General features: G+C 62.5%; 4 protein-coding genes. All 4 read left to right on the top strand.

What is annotated here, in order from left to right:
- Nucleotides 1-38: 38 nt before the first annotated feature.
- Entirely contained in the window at nucleotides 39-983 is a 945-nt protein-coding gene (locus J3P95_RS11850; RefSeq protein WP_434577109.1) for an ABC transporter substrate-binding protein, read from the top strand.
- A 157-nt stretch (nucleotides 984-1,140) separates the two neighbouring features.
- A complete protein-coding gene (locus J3P95_RS11855) occupies nucleotides 1,141-2,094 on the top strand; it encodes a TauD/TfdA family dioxygenase (RefSeq protein WP_434581220.1) in 954 nt (317 codons plus the stop codon).
- 66 nt (nucleotides 2,095-2,160) lie between these two features.
- Nucleotides 2,161-6,969: a condensation domain-containing protein gene (locus tag J3P95_RS11860; RefSeq protein WP_434577107.1), complete on the top strand. Its 4,809-nt coding sequence runs from the start codon at nucleotides 2,161-2,163 to the stop codon at nucleotides 6,967-6,969.
- A 42-nt stretch (nucleotides 6,970-7,011) separates the two neighbouring features.
- Nucleotides 7,012-16,476, top strand: a complete 9,465-nt coding sequence (locus J3P95_RS11865) for an amino acid adenylation domain-containing protein (RefSeq protein ID WP_434577105.1) — start codon at nucleotides 7,012-7,014, stop codon at nucleotides 16,474-16,476.
- The last annotated feature ends 1 nt before the right edge of the window (nucleotide 16,477 follow it).

Raw genomic sequence — 16,477 nt, forward strand, 5'->3', positions numbered from 1 at the left:
CAGCGATGTTCATATTAAAGTTATCTGGAGGCAAGTGCGTGCGGTTGAAAGGAATGTTCCCAAGGTTGCTCGGCATGCTATGCGTGCCGCTGGCATTGCTGTCCATGGACGCTGGCGCGGCTGAAACCAAAGTGTTCGAAAACAGTTTCGGTCGGGTCGAGGTGCCTGTTGAACCTCACTGCATCGTGTCCTTGCACGATTTCAGCCTGACCACCCAATTGTTGGAGCTGGGCATCAAGCCTTGCGGCTCGACAGGGCGCAAGAAGCTTTTTTCAGACGTGCTGTTTCGCGGCGCGCAGGAGCGCTTCGATGTGACGGGCATCCAATACATCGGCTCACACCAGTCCCCCGACCTGGAAGCCATTGCCGCCTTGAAACCTGACCTGATCGTGGGCCTTTCGTATCACGCCGACCTCAAGGAAAAGCTCAGCAAAATCGCCCCGGTGGTGCTGTTGCCCTCCCGGGAAAGCGATATCAAGACGTATGCCAAGGAACTCGCGGAACTGGTCGGCAAGCAACAGCGCTATGAGGAGATGCTGCGCGAATACCAATGGGTGGTCAGCGAGTTCAAGAAACGCGTCAAGGACCCCTCGCGTATCACGGTCACGACGCTTGAAGTCTATACCGATGGTTTCCAGCTGATCGGCCGTGGCGGGATGGATGATGTCATCGCTGATTTCGGCCTGGGTCGTGTCGCCGCGTATCGCGAGGCGCGCCAGAATGTGCCCTACAGCCTGGAGCGAATCGGTGACTTCGACAGTGATTTCATTATCGACACTTATGAGGAAATGCTCGATTCGGAAACCAGTACGGCAGCCTTTCGTCAGTCCCCCCAATGGCGCAACCTGTTCGCAGTGAAGAACCGCCAGTTCCTGTACCTGAACCGCAGTCGCTATGCCGATACGATGCAGGGATTATTGGGCTCCGCCTATTTGTTGATGTCTCATATCGCTGAGCGGGAGAGTGTGCTGCAGGGCAAGTGATATATATCAGCCGTCATACAAATGTCATGAATGACAATGATTCTCTATTGCGGTTGTTACTCGTTTGTATTAGTTTGTGCTCTCGAAAAAACACGCTTATCGGAATGGCGAGGGATTACTAATGGAAACTGGTTTGGCGCGTGCACAGGTTCAATCCATGGAAGGCGTACCGGGCAACGAACAGACCTTGCCGTTCATCCTTGAAGCACCCGCCGCCGGTGCGGCCTGGCAGGACAGCCGAGCGCAGATCCTGCAGGCAGTCGAGGCCCAGTTGCCACGCGTGGGCGGTATTCTGTTTCGCGGTTTTGCATTCGATGGGGAGGCCGATTTCGAAGCGTTCGCCCGCAGCTTCGGTCATGAACTCCTGACCTATGACTACGCCTCCACGCCGCGCACCAAGCTCAACAACCGGGTATACACCTCCACTGAATATCCGGCCCACCAGATTATCCCGCTGCATAACGAACAGTCCTATTCCCTCAATTGGCCGATGAAAATCTGGTTCCACTGCGTACAGGCTTCTCCTGTGGGCGGTGAAACCCCAATAGCCGATAGCCGCATGGTCTACCAGCAACTCGACCCGGCTATCCGCCAGCGTTTCGCCGAGAAGCGCCTGATGTACGTGCGCAACTACGGCAACGGCCTTGACTTGCCCTGGCAGCAGGCGTTCAGCACCGAAGACCGCTCGCAGGTCGAACATTTCTGTCGTGCCAACCAGATCCAGTTCCAATGGAAGGACGATGGCGAGCTGTCCACGCGCCAGGTCTGCCAGGCCGTGGCCCAGCACCCGATCACGGGAGAGTGGGTCTGGTTCAACCAGGCGCATCTGTTCCATATCTCCAACCTCGCGGCACCTGTACGCGAGACCCTGATTTCCATCGTGGGCGAAGAGGGCGTCCCGCGTAACGTTTTCTACGGGGACGGTTCAGCGATCGAGCTGGAGGCCCTTGACCATGTCCGCGAAGTATTGCAGCGCTGCCAGGTGAGTTTCCCCTGGCAGGCGGGCGACGTGCTGATGCTCGACAACATGCTCGTTGCCCACGGTCGCTCGACATTCCAAGGCGCGCGCAAGGTTGTCGTCGCCATGGCGGAACCTGCTTCGGCGGGTTGATCCCCTCTCTTTCAGAGCCGTTGCAACAGACGGCTGATTTCGAACAAGCAAAATGAAGGACAACACATGCTCGATCGCCTGATGCATCGCTGCTGGCTGCGTGGAATTCGCCTGTCGGAAGCTGAAGGTCAACTGATCATCACGCCGGGGCCGCAGGGCGCTCTGACGGATGAACTTGAAATCGAGCTCCGTTCGCGAGAGCACGAGGTGTTGCAATGGCTCGCCCGGCATCCCGATTATTTTGATGCGCGGCCACTGACCGACAATGAGCAGGCGCTCTGGTTTCTACAGCGACTGGAGCCCGACAGTTGTGCCTATAACCTTGCTTACGCAGGACGAATCAAGGCGCAGTTCGTAACGGAGGACTTGCCCCGGCGCCTACAAGACGCCTGGGCCACGATTCAGCGGCGTTACCCTGTGTTGAGCATGGCCTACGGCGAACGCAGCGGCGACCTGGTGCAGTGGAGTCGTGGTGAAAATATCCAGCCGTTGGAGTGGGTTGCCTTGCAGGCGGCGGACACCGACACCTTGCAGCAACGCATTGCCGAACTGGCCGACCGGCCTTTCAATCTCCAGGCCGGGGAAGTCTGCCGAGGTGTGGTGCTGAGCAACGCCCGGGATGGTCATACCGAGCTCACGCTGGTGCTGGTGATCCATCACATCGCCGCCGATCCGGCCACGTTCTATATCGTGCTCAATGAGCTGTTCGCACAGGTCGATGATCAGCCGTTGCCGGCGATCAACCCTGATGCCTATCGCGACTACAACAGTGAGCTGCATGTGCGCAGCGAGGCGACTGAAGCTGCGGAGCTGGCTTGGTGGCAGGCGCAACTGAGCGAAGCCCCGACGCTGGATTTGCCGACGGATTTCGCCTTTGGCGGTGACCGGTCATTCGAAGGAATGGAGCTGCCGGTTCGCTTCGATCTCGCCACTACGGCGAGAATCCGGGCCCTCGCCCGAGAGTGGGGCGTAACGCCGTACGTCTGGTGGTTCTCGCTGTTTCAGCAGTTTCTCGGGGTGTTGTCCGGGCAAGACGATTTTGTTCTCGGTACGGCCGGCGGTCTGCGCTTGCGACGCGAACACCTCAGTTTGCCGGGATATCTGGTCAACTCGCTGCCGGTTCGCTGTCGCTTGCAGCCAGATCTTTCAAGTCGTGACTGGGCCCGAGAGGTGGACGCCACCGTCAAGCAGGCCCTCGCGCACCGACACTACCCGTTCTCGCGCCTGGTCAAGCAGTTGAACTTCGAGCGTCAGGCGGGCAAGGCGCCGCTGTTCCAGCACATGTTCACGCTCAACAGGGAACGCGCCGCGCCTTTTCATCAATACCTCGATCGCCTGCTGTCGGAACAGCGCGGAGCGGCCCATGAACTGAACATGGTCGTGGTGGATGAGGAGGAGGGTTTCCTCTGTCGATGGCGCTACAGCAAAGCCTTGTACCGCCACGAAACAGTCCTGCGTTATTGCGATCAGTTCGTTGCGTTGGTCCACGCGGTCATCGAACAGCCGGCTGTGCCGTTTGCCCAGCTCGACTGGCTGCCGCCCGTGCAACAATCAATCCTTCACGGCGCGGACATGCCGGTTCCGTTCAGCAACGCCTGGCAGGCGTTCGTCCAACAGTGCAAGTCCGCGTCGATTGCCCTGCAAGATGAGCAAGGCACTCTCAGCTATGCCGAACTGGGCCGGGCAGTTGTGGCCCGTGGCGAGCGCTTGCAAGCGGGCGCAGACCTGGAGAATGCACGCATCGCCTTGTGCCTGCCCCGCAGCCGCGAATTGGTAATGCATATGCTCGCGGTCTGGCAGTGCGGCGCCACCTACCTGGCCCTCGATCCGCAGTGGCCGCAGTCGCGTTTGCAGGATATCTGCGAGGATGCCGCGCCCCAGATCTGGATCGGCGAGGGCCTGCGTCCCGACTGGCTGCCGGATGCGGTGCGCTGGCTGTCGTTGCCAGATGCCGAGCTGTCGAGCGAATCGCCGATGCGCGCGTCGGTGGCTGCTGACCTGCCGGCCTACGTCGTCTACACCTCCGGTTCCACGGGCCGGCCGAAGGGCGTGGCGGTCAGCCAGGGCAATCTGATTCATTACGTGACGGGGTGTCTTGAGCGCCTGCACCTGCCCGCCGATGCCAGCCTGGCAAGCCTTGCCAGTTGTGCCACCGACCTTGGGCATACGGCCTTGTTCGGTGCTTTGCTCAGCGGCCGCCGCTTGCGGCTCCTGGCCGAGGAACTGGCGTTCGACGCCGAGGGGCTGGCGGCTGTGCTTGAACGCGAGCCCGTGGATCTGCTGAAAATCGTACCGTCACACCTCAACGCCTTGCTGGTCGCCAACGATCCGCAACGCTTGTTGCCACGCCAATGCCTGGTAACCGGCGGCGAGGCCCTGGGGCATGAGCTGGTTTCGCGCTTGCGCGCATTGAGGCCGCACTTGCGTATCGTCAACCACTACGGTCCCAGTGAAACCACTGTCGGGGTGTTGACCCATGAGGTCGATATGGATGGCGCGGCCCCGCTGGGTCGACCGCTGCCCAATGTCCAGGTCAGCGTGCGTTCGCCCGATGGCCGCTTGTTGCCGATCGGCGTGAGTGGCGAGCTCTGCGTGCAGGGCAAGACGGTTGCGCTGGGTTATCTCAGCGCCAGCGATGCAGACCGCGCCCGCTTCGGTGAGCATGGCTATCGCACCGGCGACCGGGTACGGCTCAATCATCAAGGGTGCGTGGAGTTCCTCGGCCGGCTCGATGAGCAGGTCAAGATCCGCGGCTACCGGGTCGAGCCGGCGGAAGTCGCGGCACGGCTGCGGACAATGCCGCATGTGAGCGACGTACAGGTGCTGAACAGCCCGTCGCGGCTGACGGGCAACCGCCTGGTGGCGTTCCTGGTCGCGCCGTCGAGCGCGTTGCCTGATATCCAAGCCACCCTGCAAGCACAACTGCCGGACTATATGCAGCCTGCCCAGTGGCATTGCCTCGATGGCTTTGCCCTGTTGCCCAACGGCAAGGTTGATCGCAAGGCATTGCTGCAGTTGGCCGAGCAAGCGCCGGCCACCGCGCAGGCGACGGTTCCAACCGAGGAGCTCTTGGACGCGGTCGAAAGCGCGTTGCTCGACATCTGGCGCGGGCTGCTCGGCAATCCCGACCTGGGGCCCGATGACAATTTTTTTGCCCAGGGCGGCGACTCGATCCTCGGCCTGCAGATCATTGCTTTGGCGCGCCAGCAAAATATCCTGATGACGCCCAAGCAGCTGTTCGCCGAACAGACCGTGCGGGCCTTGGCCCGAGTGGTGCAGACGCCGCAGCGCAGCCTCGAACAACGTTTGCTCGATATCGCTCGCGAGATCCTCAATAACCCTGGACTGCGTGTCGATGACAATTTCTTCAGCGTCGGGGGCGACTCCATCCTGAGCCTGCAGATCATCGCCCGGGCCAAGCAGCAGGGGCTGCAACTCAAGCCCAAGCAGATTTTCGAGTTCCCCACGGTGCGTGGCTGGGCCGGGCAAGTGGTTGATTCAGGCGCGGCGAAGGAGGGTGCCAAGCCCTCCGCCATCGAACCCACCACGGCATTTGCCCTGACGCCGATCCAGCAATGGTTCTTCGCTCAAGAGCAAAGCCAGCCCGGATACTGGAACCAGTCGCTGCTGTTGGCGCTGGACGAACCGTTGGAGTTGGACCGGTTTGCCCGCGCGGTGGGCACGCTGTTGCAGCGTCATGCCAGCTTGCGCCTGACATTTGAAGCGTCGCCGCAGGGTTGGCAACAACGCTACCAGGCGTTTTCCCAATCCCAGGTCGACGTGTTGTTCCACGTCGAGGAGCAACCGTTGAGCGAAGCGCTGTTGCAGCGCTGGCAGCACGGCTTCGATCTGGCCAAGGCACCACTGATTCGCTGGGTGTATTTCTCCCAGAGCCGCGAGCTGCTGTGCACGGCGCATCATTTGCTGGTGGATGCGGTGTCCTGGCAGGTTCTGTTGGAAGAACTGGAAAGCCTCTACCTGCAATCGAACGTGGCATTGCCTACCGTCTCGGCGGGTTTCCATGTGTGGAGCGAGGCCTTGCAGCAACATCGCCGCGAACCCGCCGTACAGGCCCAGGTTGACTACTGGCACGAGCAGTTGGCCGCCGAAGGCTCGGTTCCCGAACAAGCCAATGTGTACGGCGAAAGTCGCACGCTAGCCACTCAATTGTCGTTGGAGCAGACCCAGTTACTACTGGGCGATTGTCACGCGGCCTACGGCACCCAGGTCCAGGACCTGCTGGTGGCGGCATTGGCCGGTGTCATCGGTCAGTGGCAGGGACGCGAACGCGTCACCCTTGAGCTGGAAAGCCATGGCCGCAGCGGCTGGGAGCAGGGCCCCGAGTTGTCCCGTTCCATCGGTTGGCACACCAGCCGCTATCCGCTGGCGGTCGATACTTCCTGGGATCTCGAACCCTCGATCATCGCGGCCAAGGAAGCGCTGCGCCGTGTTCCCGAACAAGGCATTGGCTATGGTTTGCTGCGCCAGGACCCGGCGCACGGCCTGGGTACGGCTTCACTTTTGACGTTCAATTACCTGGGACGGGTCGACCAATGGATCGGCGCTTCGCGGCTTTGGCGTCTGTCGCGACCGGTGTGCCCTGGCATGCGCGCCGACAGCACCCGCCGCACGCATTGGCTGGATGTAACGGCGTTGGTAAACGAAGGCCAGTTGCATGTGGAGTGGCGTTATGCGCCGCAGGTCCATGATCAGGCATTAGTGGGTGAATTGGCGCGGCAATTCCAGCAGCGACTCATAGCCCTGCTGGAGCATTGCCAAGCGCCCTCGGTGGGCCGAGCCACGGCTTCGGATTTCGCCGACTCCGGCTTGTCCGACGATGAATTCCTCGGGCTGCTCGAACAACTTGAGCAGTGAACCCCTGCGTCCCCAAACATTACAGGTTCGGATACCGTCAGCATGAACGACAAGGTCAAGGCTCTTTCGCGCAATATCGAAGCTATTTACCCGCTGGCTCCCATGCAGCAAGGACTGCTGTTCCATAGCCTGATGCACCCCGGCAAAGGCATGTATCTGCTGCAATATCGGCATGTAATGGTCATGCCGAACCTGGACCTCGCTGCATTTCGCCAGGCTTGGGCACAAGTGGTGGAACGCCATGAACTGTTGCGCACTTCTTTCGTCTGGAAGCAGCAGAAGCGCCCGATGCAAGTGGTGCACAAGCAGGTCGAATTGCCGATCACCTATGAGGATTGGTCGCACCTGAGCGAAGGTGAGCAGCAGGGTCGCCTGGACCAGTTGCTCAGCGAGGAACGTGCCGAAGGGCTGGACTTCACCAAGGCGCCACTGATGCGGGTCAGGCTGTACAAACTGGCCCCGGACACCTATCAGTTCGTGCGCAGCTACCATCACATCCTGATGGATGCCTGGTGCTTCTCGATCATCATGATGGACTTCCTCAACGGTTACCGTGCCGCCCAGGAAGGGCGTCGATTGAACCTGCCGGCCCCGCGTCCTTATCGCGATTTCATCCGGTGGCTCGAAACCCAGAAGCCGGAAGATCATCAGGCTTTCTGGCAACAACGCCTGGCGGGGTTCGATACACCCAACGAGTTTGGCTTCGGTCATCTCGGCCGCATCCAGGATGCCACCGAGCCGGTCGAGGACTGCGTCGAGTTTCTGGAGCCAGGGCAGACCCAATCACTGCAAAGCGTTGCGGCCCGGCATGGCATCACCCTCAACACCCTGGTGCAGGGTGCCTGGGCGCTGTTGCTGGCGCGTTATAGTGGTGATCGCGACCTGGTGTTCGGCATTACGGTTGCTGGCCGCCCGGTTCATCTGCAAGGCATGGAAAGCATTGTCGGCCTGTTCATCAACAGCCTGCCGCTGCGCTGGAGCTGGCGCCCGGATGACGCACTGGGGCCGTGGCTCAAAGCCTTGCAGACCGAGAACCTGAGCCTGCGCGAACACGAAAGTGTTTCCCTGGCCGACATCCAGCGTTGGAGCGATGTGCAGCGCCAGGACCTGTTCCAGAGCCTGTTTGTGTTCGAGAACGCGCCCATCGCCGCCGACCTGCGCCAAGGGCAGTTGGACTACCTGATCAGCGACATGGCCAACCGCACCCACACCAATTACCCGATCACGGTCGTGATCGTGCCTGGTGAGCGCCTGCACTTGCAGTTGACTTACCAGACCGACTGGTTCCTGCGTGAAGAAGTCGAGCAGATGCTGCGGCATTTCCGCACGCTGCTGTTGAACATGGGCGATGCCCTGGACGCGAACGCCGGGACGCCGTTGCATCAACTGGCAATGCTGGATGAACGTGAAGTCGCTCACCAGCACGAGGTCTGGGCCGGTGGCGGGCTGGTAGCCGATGAGCAACTGCTGCAACCGTTGTTCATCGAGCGTTTCCAACAGCAGGTCCGCCAGAGTCCAGGGCGCGTCGCCATTGTCCACGGCGAGCAAAGCCTGACTTTCGATCAGTTGAACCGCGCCGCCAACCGGCTGGCCCGGCACCTGCGCGCTCAAGGTGTCGGCCACGACGACTTGATCGCGGTGTTCGACGAACGTGGGCTGGACCTGGTAGTCATGATCGTCGCCACGCTCAAGGCCGGTACCGGGTGGCTGCCACTCGATCCGCGTAACCCGGCCCAGCGCCTGGCCCAGGTGCTGCGCCAGAGCCGTACGCCGATGCTGGTGCACAGTGCGGAACAAGGCGAACTGGCGTTGCAGGCATTGGATCTGCTCGAGCAGCGACCCCAGTCCGTGCGCTATGACCCATCGGTACTGGCCGGCTACAGCGACGACGATCTGAACATCGCGGTGCACGACAACTCGTTGGCCTATTGCATCTTCACCTCCGGTTCCACCGGTACGCCAAAGGGCGCCATGGTGGCCCAGGCGGGCATGCTCAATAACATCCTCGGCAAGCTACCGGGGCTGGGGCTCGATGCGGATGACGTGATTGCCCAGACCGCGCCGCAATGCTTCGATATTTCAGTCTGGCAAACCCTTGCCGGACTGGTGCTGGGCGCGCGTACCGTGATCCTCGGCGACTGCGTCGTGCAAGACCCCGAGGCGCTGGCCTCGGCTATCGGACGGCACGGCATCAGCATCCTCGAGGCGGTGCCGTCATTGATGCAGAGCCTGCTCGACGCCGGGCTGGAAGCATCGCCCCTGCGCTGGGTGCTCGCCACGGGCGAGGCCTTGCCGCCGGCCTTGGCGCGGCGCTGGTTCGAGCGCTACCCGGCGATTCCGTTGATGAACGCGTATGGGCCCGCCGAGTGCTCGGATGACGTCGCCTTCCACCCATTGCTGGAACGCCTGCCGGATGAGCGCATCAACGTACCGATCGGGCGCGCCACGCTGAACAACCGCTTGTACCTGCTCAATGCCGATTTGCAACCGATACCCGTCGGTGCCGTCGGCGAGATCTTCGTCGCCGGTGTTGGCGTCGGGCGTGGCTACATGGCCGACCCTGCGCGCACGGCGGCGGTCTTCCTGCCGGATCCGATCGCCAACGACGGTTCGCGCCTGTATCGCACCGGCGACCTGGCGCGCTTCCTGCCCAACGGCGACCTGGAATACGTTGGGCGCACCGACCATCAAGTCAAGATCCGTGGCCATCGTATTGAACTGGACGAGATCGAAGCCTGCCTGACCCGTTATCCTGGCGTGCGGGAAGCCGTGGTGGTGGCCCGTGACGACCAGCAACGCGCCAAGGTGCTGGTCGCTTATGCGGTGGCAGATACCGCTTGCAGCGTCGAGGTGTTGCGCGAGCATGTGCTCGGCAATCTCCCGGCGTACATGATCCCGAGCGCATTCGTGTTCCTGGAGCGTTTTCCGCTCAACGGCAACGGCAAGATCGACCGCAAATCCTTGCCCGCACCGGATTTCGCCGCGCAAAGCCAGGCTCGTTATGTTGCGCCCAGCAGCGAATTGCAAGGCCAGTTGGTGGAAGCCTGGCAAAGCGTGCTCGGGCTCGAACAGGTGGGCGTCGAGGACAACTTCTTCGAGCTGGGCGGCCATTCCTTGTTGGCGACCCAGTTGATCGGCCTGATCGGCAAACTCAGTGGCAAGGATTTGCCGTTGCGCGTGGTCTTCGAGCGTCCGACCATCGCCGCCATGGCCGATTGGCTGGAAAACCAGACCGGTGCGCTAAAACCTTCGCCAACCCTGCTGCCGCGTCCGCAAAAGCTACCGCTTTCGTATGCCCAGCAACGGCTCTGGTTCTTGCAGCAACTCGATCCGCAGAGCCCGGCGTACAACCTGGCGGGCGCGGTACGCCTGACCGGCGAGCTGCATGTCGCTGATCTGCGTGCGGCGTTGCAAGCGGTAGTCGACCAGCACGAGGTACTGCGCAGCGGGTTTATCAGCGAGGCCCAAGGGCCTAGCCAAGTGATCTTGGCGCAGACCGAACTTGATTTGCCGGTGATCGATGTGGCGAGCGAAGAGGTGCTGCACGATCGGCTGCGTCAGGATGCAATGACACCGTTTGCTCTGGATGCGGCGCCGTTGCTGCGTGCTCGGCTGTATCGCCTGGCGCCGCAGGTGTTTGTCCTGTCGTTGAACTGCCATCACATCGTTGCCGATGGCTGGTCCCTGCAATTGATCATCGACGGTTTGTGCGAGCAGTATCGCAACCGCCGCCAAGGCCTGTCGACTCAACGGCTCGCCCCGGCGATGCAATACGCCGACTACGCCGTCTGGCAGCGTCAATGGATGGGCAGCAAGGCGTGCGCGCAGGAGCTGGCCTACTGGCGCGAGCAACTGGCCGGCGAACTGCCGGTGCTCGACCTGGCGGCCGACTTCGCCCGGCCTGCCCAGGCCAGCCAGGCAGGAGGGCGCGTCGAGCGACGCTTGCCCGAAGCGCTGGCGGCACGGCTGAAAGCCTTCAGCGCTCGCCACGGTTGGAGCAACTTCATCCCGATGCTCACCGCGTTCCAGTTGCTGTTGCGCAGTCGCAGCGGCGAAGACGACATTCTGGTCGGTGTTCCCGCGGCCAATCGGCACCATGCGACGTTGCAGCCTCTGGTGGGTTGCTTCGTCAACACGTTGGTGTACCGCAAGAAACTTTCCGGCGAGCGCAGCCTGCTGCAACTGATGAGCGAGTTGCAGGCGCTGTCCGTGTCGGTCCAGTCCCATCAGGATTTGCCGTTCGATTACCTGATCGAACAACTCGGCGTGGTTCGGCAGGTGAGCTACAACCCGCTGTTCCAAGTCATGTTCAACTACTTCCCGGGTAATGCCCTGGAGCGTTTCGACCTCACCGACCTCATCGCCGAACCGCTGGACAACCGCCCGGACAGCGCCTTGTGCGACCTGCACCTGGACGTGCGCGACAGCGAACACGGCATCAGCGTGAGCCTGCAATACAGCAGTGATCTGTTCCGCGAGCAGACCGTGCAAGCGATGGTCGAGCAATACCTGGCATTGCTCGACGCGTTGATCGAGCAGTCCGCCCAGCCGCTGGGTGAACTCGCCTGGCAGCCTGCGGAACGGGCTCTTGGCCGAATCGAAGGTCCCACGGTGGGCGGCCATCAAGACATCCTCGAGGCCTTTGCGCTTCAGGTCGCTCGCCAGCCTGAGGCGATAGCCGTTGTGGCAGGCGATCAGCAACTGACGTATGCCGAACTGGATCAGGCCGCCGAACGGCTGGCCGCGACATTGCAAGCCCAAGGTGTGGGCGTTGAAGACCGCATCGCCTTGAGCTTGCCTCGCGACGCGCGCCTGCCCATGGCCATGTTGGCGGTGCTCAAGGCCGGCGCTGCGTATGTGCCGTTGGCCGAAGACACGCCACCGGAGCGTGGCCGCTACATTCTTCAAGCGGCCCGGCCCACCTTGTGCCTGGGCACGGCGGCGAGTCTCGCGGACTTGGCGCAGTGGAACAGCGACCTGCCGTTGCTCGACATTGATGCCAGCGCTGCAACCGACACCTTCAATGCAGTGACCTGCGTCGCCGGTCAGCTCGCCTACGTGCTGTACACCTCTGGTTCCACCGGCCAGCCCAAAGGCGTGGCGATCAGCCGTGGCAACCTGATGAACCTGATGTTGGCCGTCGAGCAGGTCTTGCCGATGACGGCACGGGACCGGGTCCTGGCCTTGACCACCGCGACCTTCGACATTGCCATCGTCGAGTTACTCCTGCCCCTGGCCCATGGCGCCAGTATCCTGCTGGCCGATCACGAACAGGCGCGAGACCCGCAGGCCATCGATCAACTGTTGCTGTCCGGGCAACCCACCGTCATGCAGGCCACGCCGGCCACCTGGCGGATGCTGGTGGCGCACGCTTCGCGCAGTTGGCAAGGCGTGCGCGCCATCTCCGGTGGCGAGGCCCTGCCGTGCGCATTGGCCGAAGCTATCGAGGGCAGGGGAGCCTATGTCATCAATGGTTATGGGCCGACGGAAGCAACTGTTTACAGCACCTTCGAAGTACGCAGCGGTAACGAAGCCGGCGTCGAGGTGCCGATCGGGCAACCGGTGGCCAATACCGCCGCGTACGTTCTCGATGCCGATCTGCAACCGGTGGCCGCTGGCGTTCCCGGTGAGCTGTACCTGGCCGGGGCCAACCTGGGCCGAGGTTATTTCGCCGCTGCGCGCCTGACCGCCGCCGCGTTCTTGCCGGATCCTTTTGTGGCTGGTGCGCGCATGTACCGTACCGGCGACCGGGTCAGGCGTAACAGCAATGGCAGCCTCGATTACCTGGGACGCCTGGATTTCCAGGTCAAGCTGCGCGGTTTCCGTATCGAGTTGGGCGAGATCGAGGCGCTGTTGTCCCGTATTTCCGGGGTTCGCGAGGCCGCTGTCGTGCTGTTGGGCAGCGGTGAGTCGGCGCGCCTGGTGGGTTATTACGCAGGCGATGCGCTGGATGATGCGCTGCTGCGTGACACCCTTGGCGCCCAGTTGCCGGACTACATGCTGCCCAGTCAGTTTGTGCGTCTCGACACGCTGCCGTTGAGCCCGAGCGGCAAGGTTGACCGCAAGGCCCTGCCGGCACCGCAACAGCGTGACGGCCAGCATGGCGCGCTGTCGGGTGAGTGGGAGCTGACCCTGGCCGAGCTCTGGAAGGAATTGTTGGGATGCACCGAGGTTGGCGCCGAGGATAACTTTTTTGCCTTGGGCGGACACTCGCTCCTGGCGGCGCGACTGGTCGCACGGATCGCCGAACAGCATGGCCGGCGACTGCCATTGCGCACTGTGTTCGAGCTACCGGTCCTGCGCGATCTGGCCGCTGCGCTGGCCCAGGCAAATACCGAGACCGACGGCATTTTGCGTCCTTTCGAAGAACCTTTGGCACCGTTGCATTTCACCCAGCAACGCTTGTGGTTCCTTGATCGCCTGCAGGGCGATACCCAGGCCTATCACTTGTCGCTGGCACTGCGCCTGGCTGGCAACCTGCAACCGGCAGTGCTGGAGCAGGCACTGGCGCAACTGGTTGCCCGCCAACACAGCCTGCGCACGGTCTTCAGCGAAACAGCCGAGGGCGCGCGCCAGCGTGTCGAGGATCCCGGCACGATGCCGCTGAGCTTCGAGCCGCTGGAAGTCGACGAACGCTCGACCGCTTTCACGCAGAAACTGAGCGAGGAGGCGCAACGCCCATTCGGCCTCACCGCGCCGCCGCTGTGGCGGGTGCGGGTATACCTGGGCGAGGGGCAAAGCGTCCTGCAAGTGACCTTGCACCACATCATCGCCGATGCACGCTCGCTGGAGATCCTCTTCAACGAACTGCAACTGATCTACCAGGCTTTGCTGGAAGGACGCGATGCGTGCCTGCCAGCGTTGCCGCTGCAATTTTCCGACATCGCGGCCAGCTGGCAAAGTCCGCAGGGGCATACACGGATCGAGTCGCAGCTTGACTATTGGCGCCGGACCCTGGCGGGCGAGGCTCCGGTACTGAACCTGCCGACCGACATGCCTCGGCCCGCCGAGCAGGGCTACAGCGGGCAGCGCCTGCGTTTCAACCTGCCGGCAACGCTGGTCAAGCGCCTGCGCGATACGGCGCAACGTCATGGCTTGACCGCTTTCGCACCGCTGCTGGCCGCCTGGAAAACCTTGCTGGCCCGGCATTCGGGGCAGCGTGAAATCTGGATCGGCTTGCCGGTCGCCCATCGTCATCAGGCCCACACGGATAACCTGATCGGTTACTTCGCCACCACCCAGGTCCTGCGCAGCCAGATCGACCCACAACAGTCAGTCCAGCACTTCTGGCAGCAATTGCAAGCCACTCACCTGTCGGCGCAACAGCATGCCGACGTGCCGTTCGAGCGCTTGGTGGAAGCGTTGCAAGTGCGTCGTGACCTCAGCCACACGCCGCTCTTCCAGGCGTTGTTCAACCTGATCCAGCGGGATGCCAACGCCTTGTCCGAACAGCGTTTCGCCGGGTTGCCGGCACAGCGCTTGAACGTCGAAAGCGACAGCGCCCTGGTGGACATCGGCCTGCACATCGAGCAGATGGGCGAGGACTGGCCATGCGTGTTGGAATACAACACCGACCTGTTCCTGGCACGCACCGCCCAGCGTTACGCCGATGAGTTCCTCTACCTGCTCGAAGGCATGCTGGAACAACCCGAGGCGCGCCTCTGGGACATCGACCTGGCCAATGCCGATCACGCGCTCGAAGAGCGGCCATGGAATCGGCCTGCGCAGTCCTTGGCTCCGGCAGTGGACGTGATTGCCCGCTTCGAACGGCAAGCCGTCCTGACGCCGCAGGCGCTGGCGGTCGATTGCCAGGACCAGCAACTGAACTATGCGCAACTGCACGCCATCAGCAATCGCCTGGCCCACTGGCTACGGGCGCAAGGCGTCCGCACCGACGATCTGGTTGCCGTTTGCCTGAGTCGCGGTCCTTGGTTGCTGCCCACCTTGCTGGCGATCCAAAAGGCCGGCGCGGCGTACCTGCCGCTGGATCCGCAACACCCGGGCGAGCGCCTGCGGTTCATCATCGATCATGCGCGTCCGGCCCTGGTGCTCAGCGAAAGCCTGTGCGCCGATGCCCTGGGCGGCGTCGATCACGTCCTGCTCGACCGGTTGCAGTTGGACACTTGCAGTGACGCCAACCTGGCGGTGGCGGTCGACCCGCAACAGCGCGCGTATGTGATCTACACCTCGGGCTCGACCGGCACACCGAAAGGCGTGCAGGTCACCCGAGGAAACCTGGGCAACTTGCTGGCCGGTCTCGATCGCTTGCTGCCGCTCGGCGCAGAGGATGTCTGGCTTGCCAGCACCACGTATGCCTTCGATATGTGCAAGCCGGAGCTGTTCCTGCCATTGGTCAATGGCGCGGCCATACTGCTGGCGCGCCGCGAGCAGGTGGTCGATGGGCATCAACTGTTCGCGCTGCTGCGCCGGGCCACGGTGTTCCAGGCGACACCGGCCGGGTGGCAGATCCTCTTGGAAACCGGCCAGGCTGATTGGCCGCCGCTGCGAGGCCTGATCGGTGGCGAAGCGGTTCCCGGTGAATTGGTGAACGAATTGCGTGGCCGGGGTGTGGCGCTGATCAACGCCTATGGCCCGACGGAAACCACCGTCTGGTCGACCACCCAGGCGTTGCAGGAGGTGCCGTCCGGTGTCGCCGACATCGGCGCGCCGTTGCTCAATACCTGCTGCTACGTACTTGACGACATGCTCCGTCCGGTCCCGTTGGGTGCCACCGGTGAACTGTACATCGCTGGTTCCGGGGTTACCCGTGGCTATCAGTGCGCGCCCGCCACCACGGCAGCGGCTTACTTGCCAGACCCTTACGCTGGCGAGCCCGGCAGCCGCATGTACCGCACCGGCGACCTGGTACGCCGACGCAACGATGGGCGACTGGCCTACGTCGGCCGGGGCGACTTCCAGGTCAAGGTGCGCGGGTTCCGCATCGAACCGGGTGAAATCGAGTCGCTGCTGCGCCGTTACCCGGGTGTGGAAGAAGCGGTGGTGATGATCGATTCGCGCAGCCAGAGTCTGTTCGCCTGGCTGCAAGTGCCGAGCCCGATAGATCAGCCGGCGCTGCGTCGGTATCTGGAAGGCGTGCTGCCGGGCTACATGATCCCGGCCGGCTTCATCGAGCAACCACGCTTTGCCCTCAACGCCAACGGCAAGATCGACCGCAAGGCGCTGCCAGCGCCGCAACCGGTGGCGATCGAAGGCGTGGCACCGCGCAACGACCTGGAGCGCCAACTGGCTGAGATCTGGCAGGACTTGCTGGCGCTGCCGCAAGTCGGCGTGTTCAACAGCTTCTTCGAGTTGGGCGGGCATTCGCTGTTGGCCATGCGTTTGATGACCCAGGTCGAGAGTCGCTTCGGCATCAAGCTCGAACTGCGCAGCCTGTTCCAGAATCCGACGATCGCCGCGCTTGCCGAGCAGATCGAAAAACCCCAGGGGCCCTCGACCGACGAAGCCCTGGACGAAATGCAGCGCCTGTTATCAGAGATGGAAGAGTAAG

The organism is Pseudomonas sp. Z5-35 (assembly GCF_051131945.1).
Lineage (GTDB): Bacteria > Pseudomonadota > Gammaproteobacteria > Pseudomonadales > Pseudomonadaceae > Aquipseudomonas > Aquipseudomonas marvdashtae.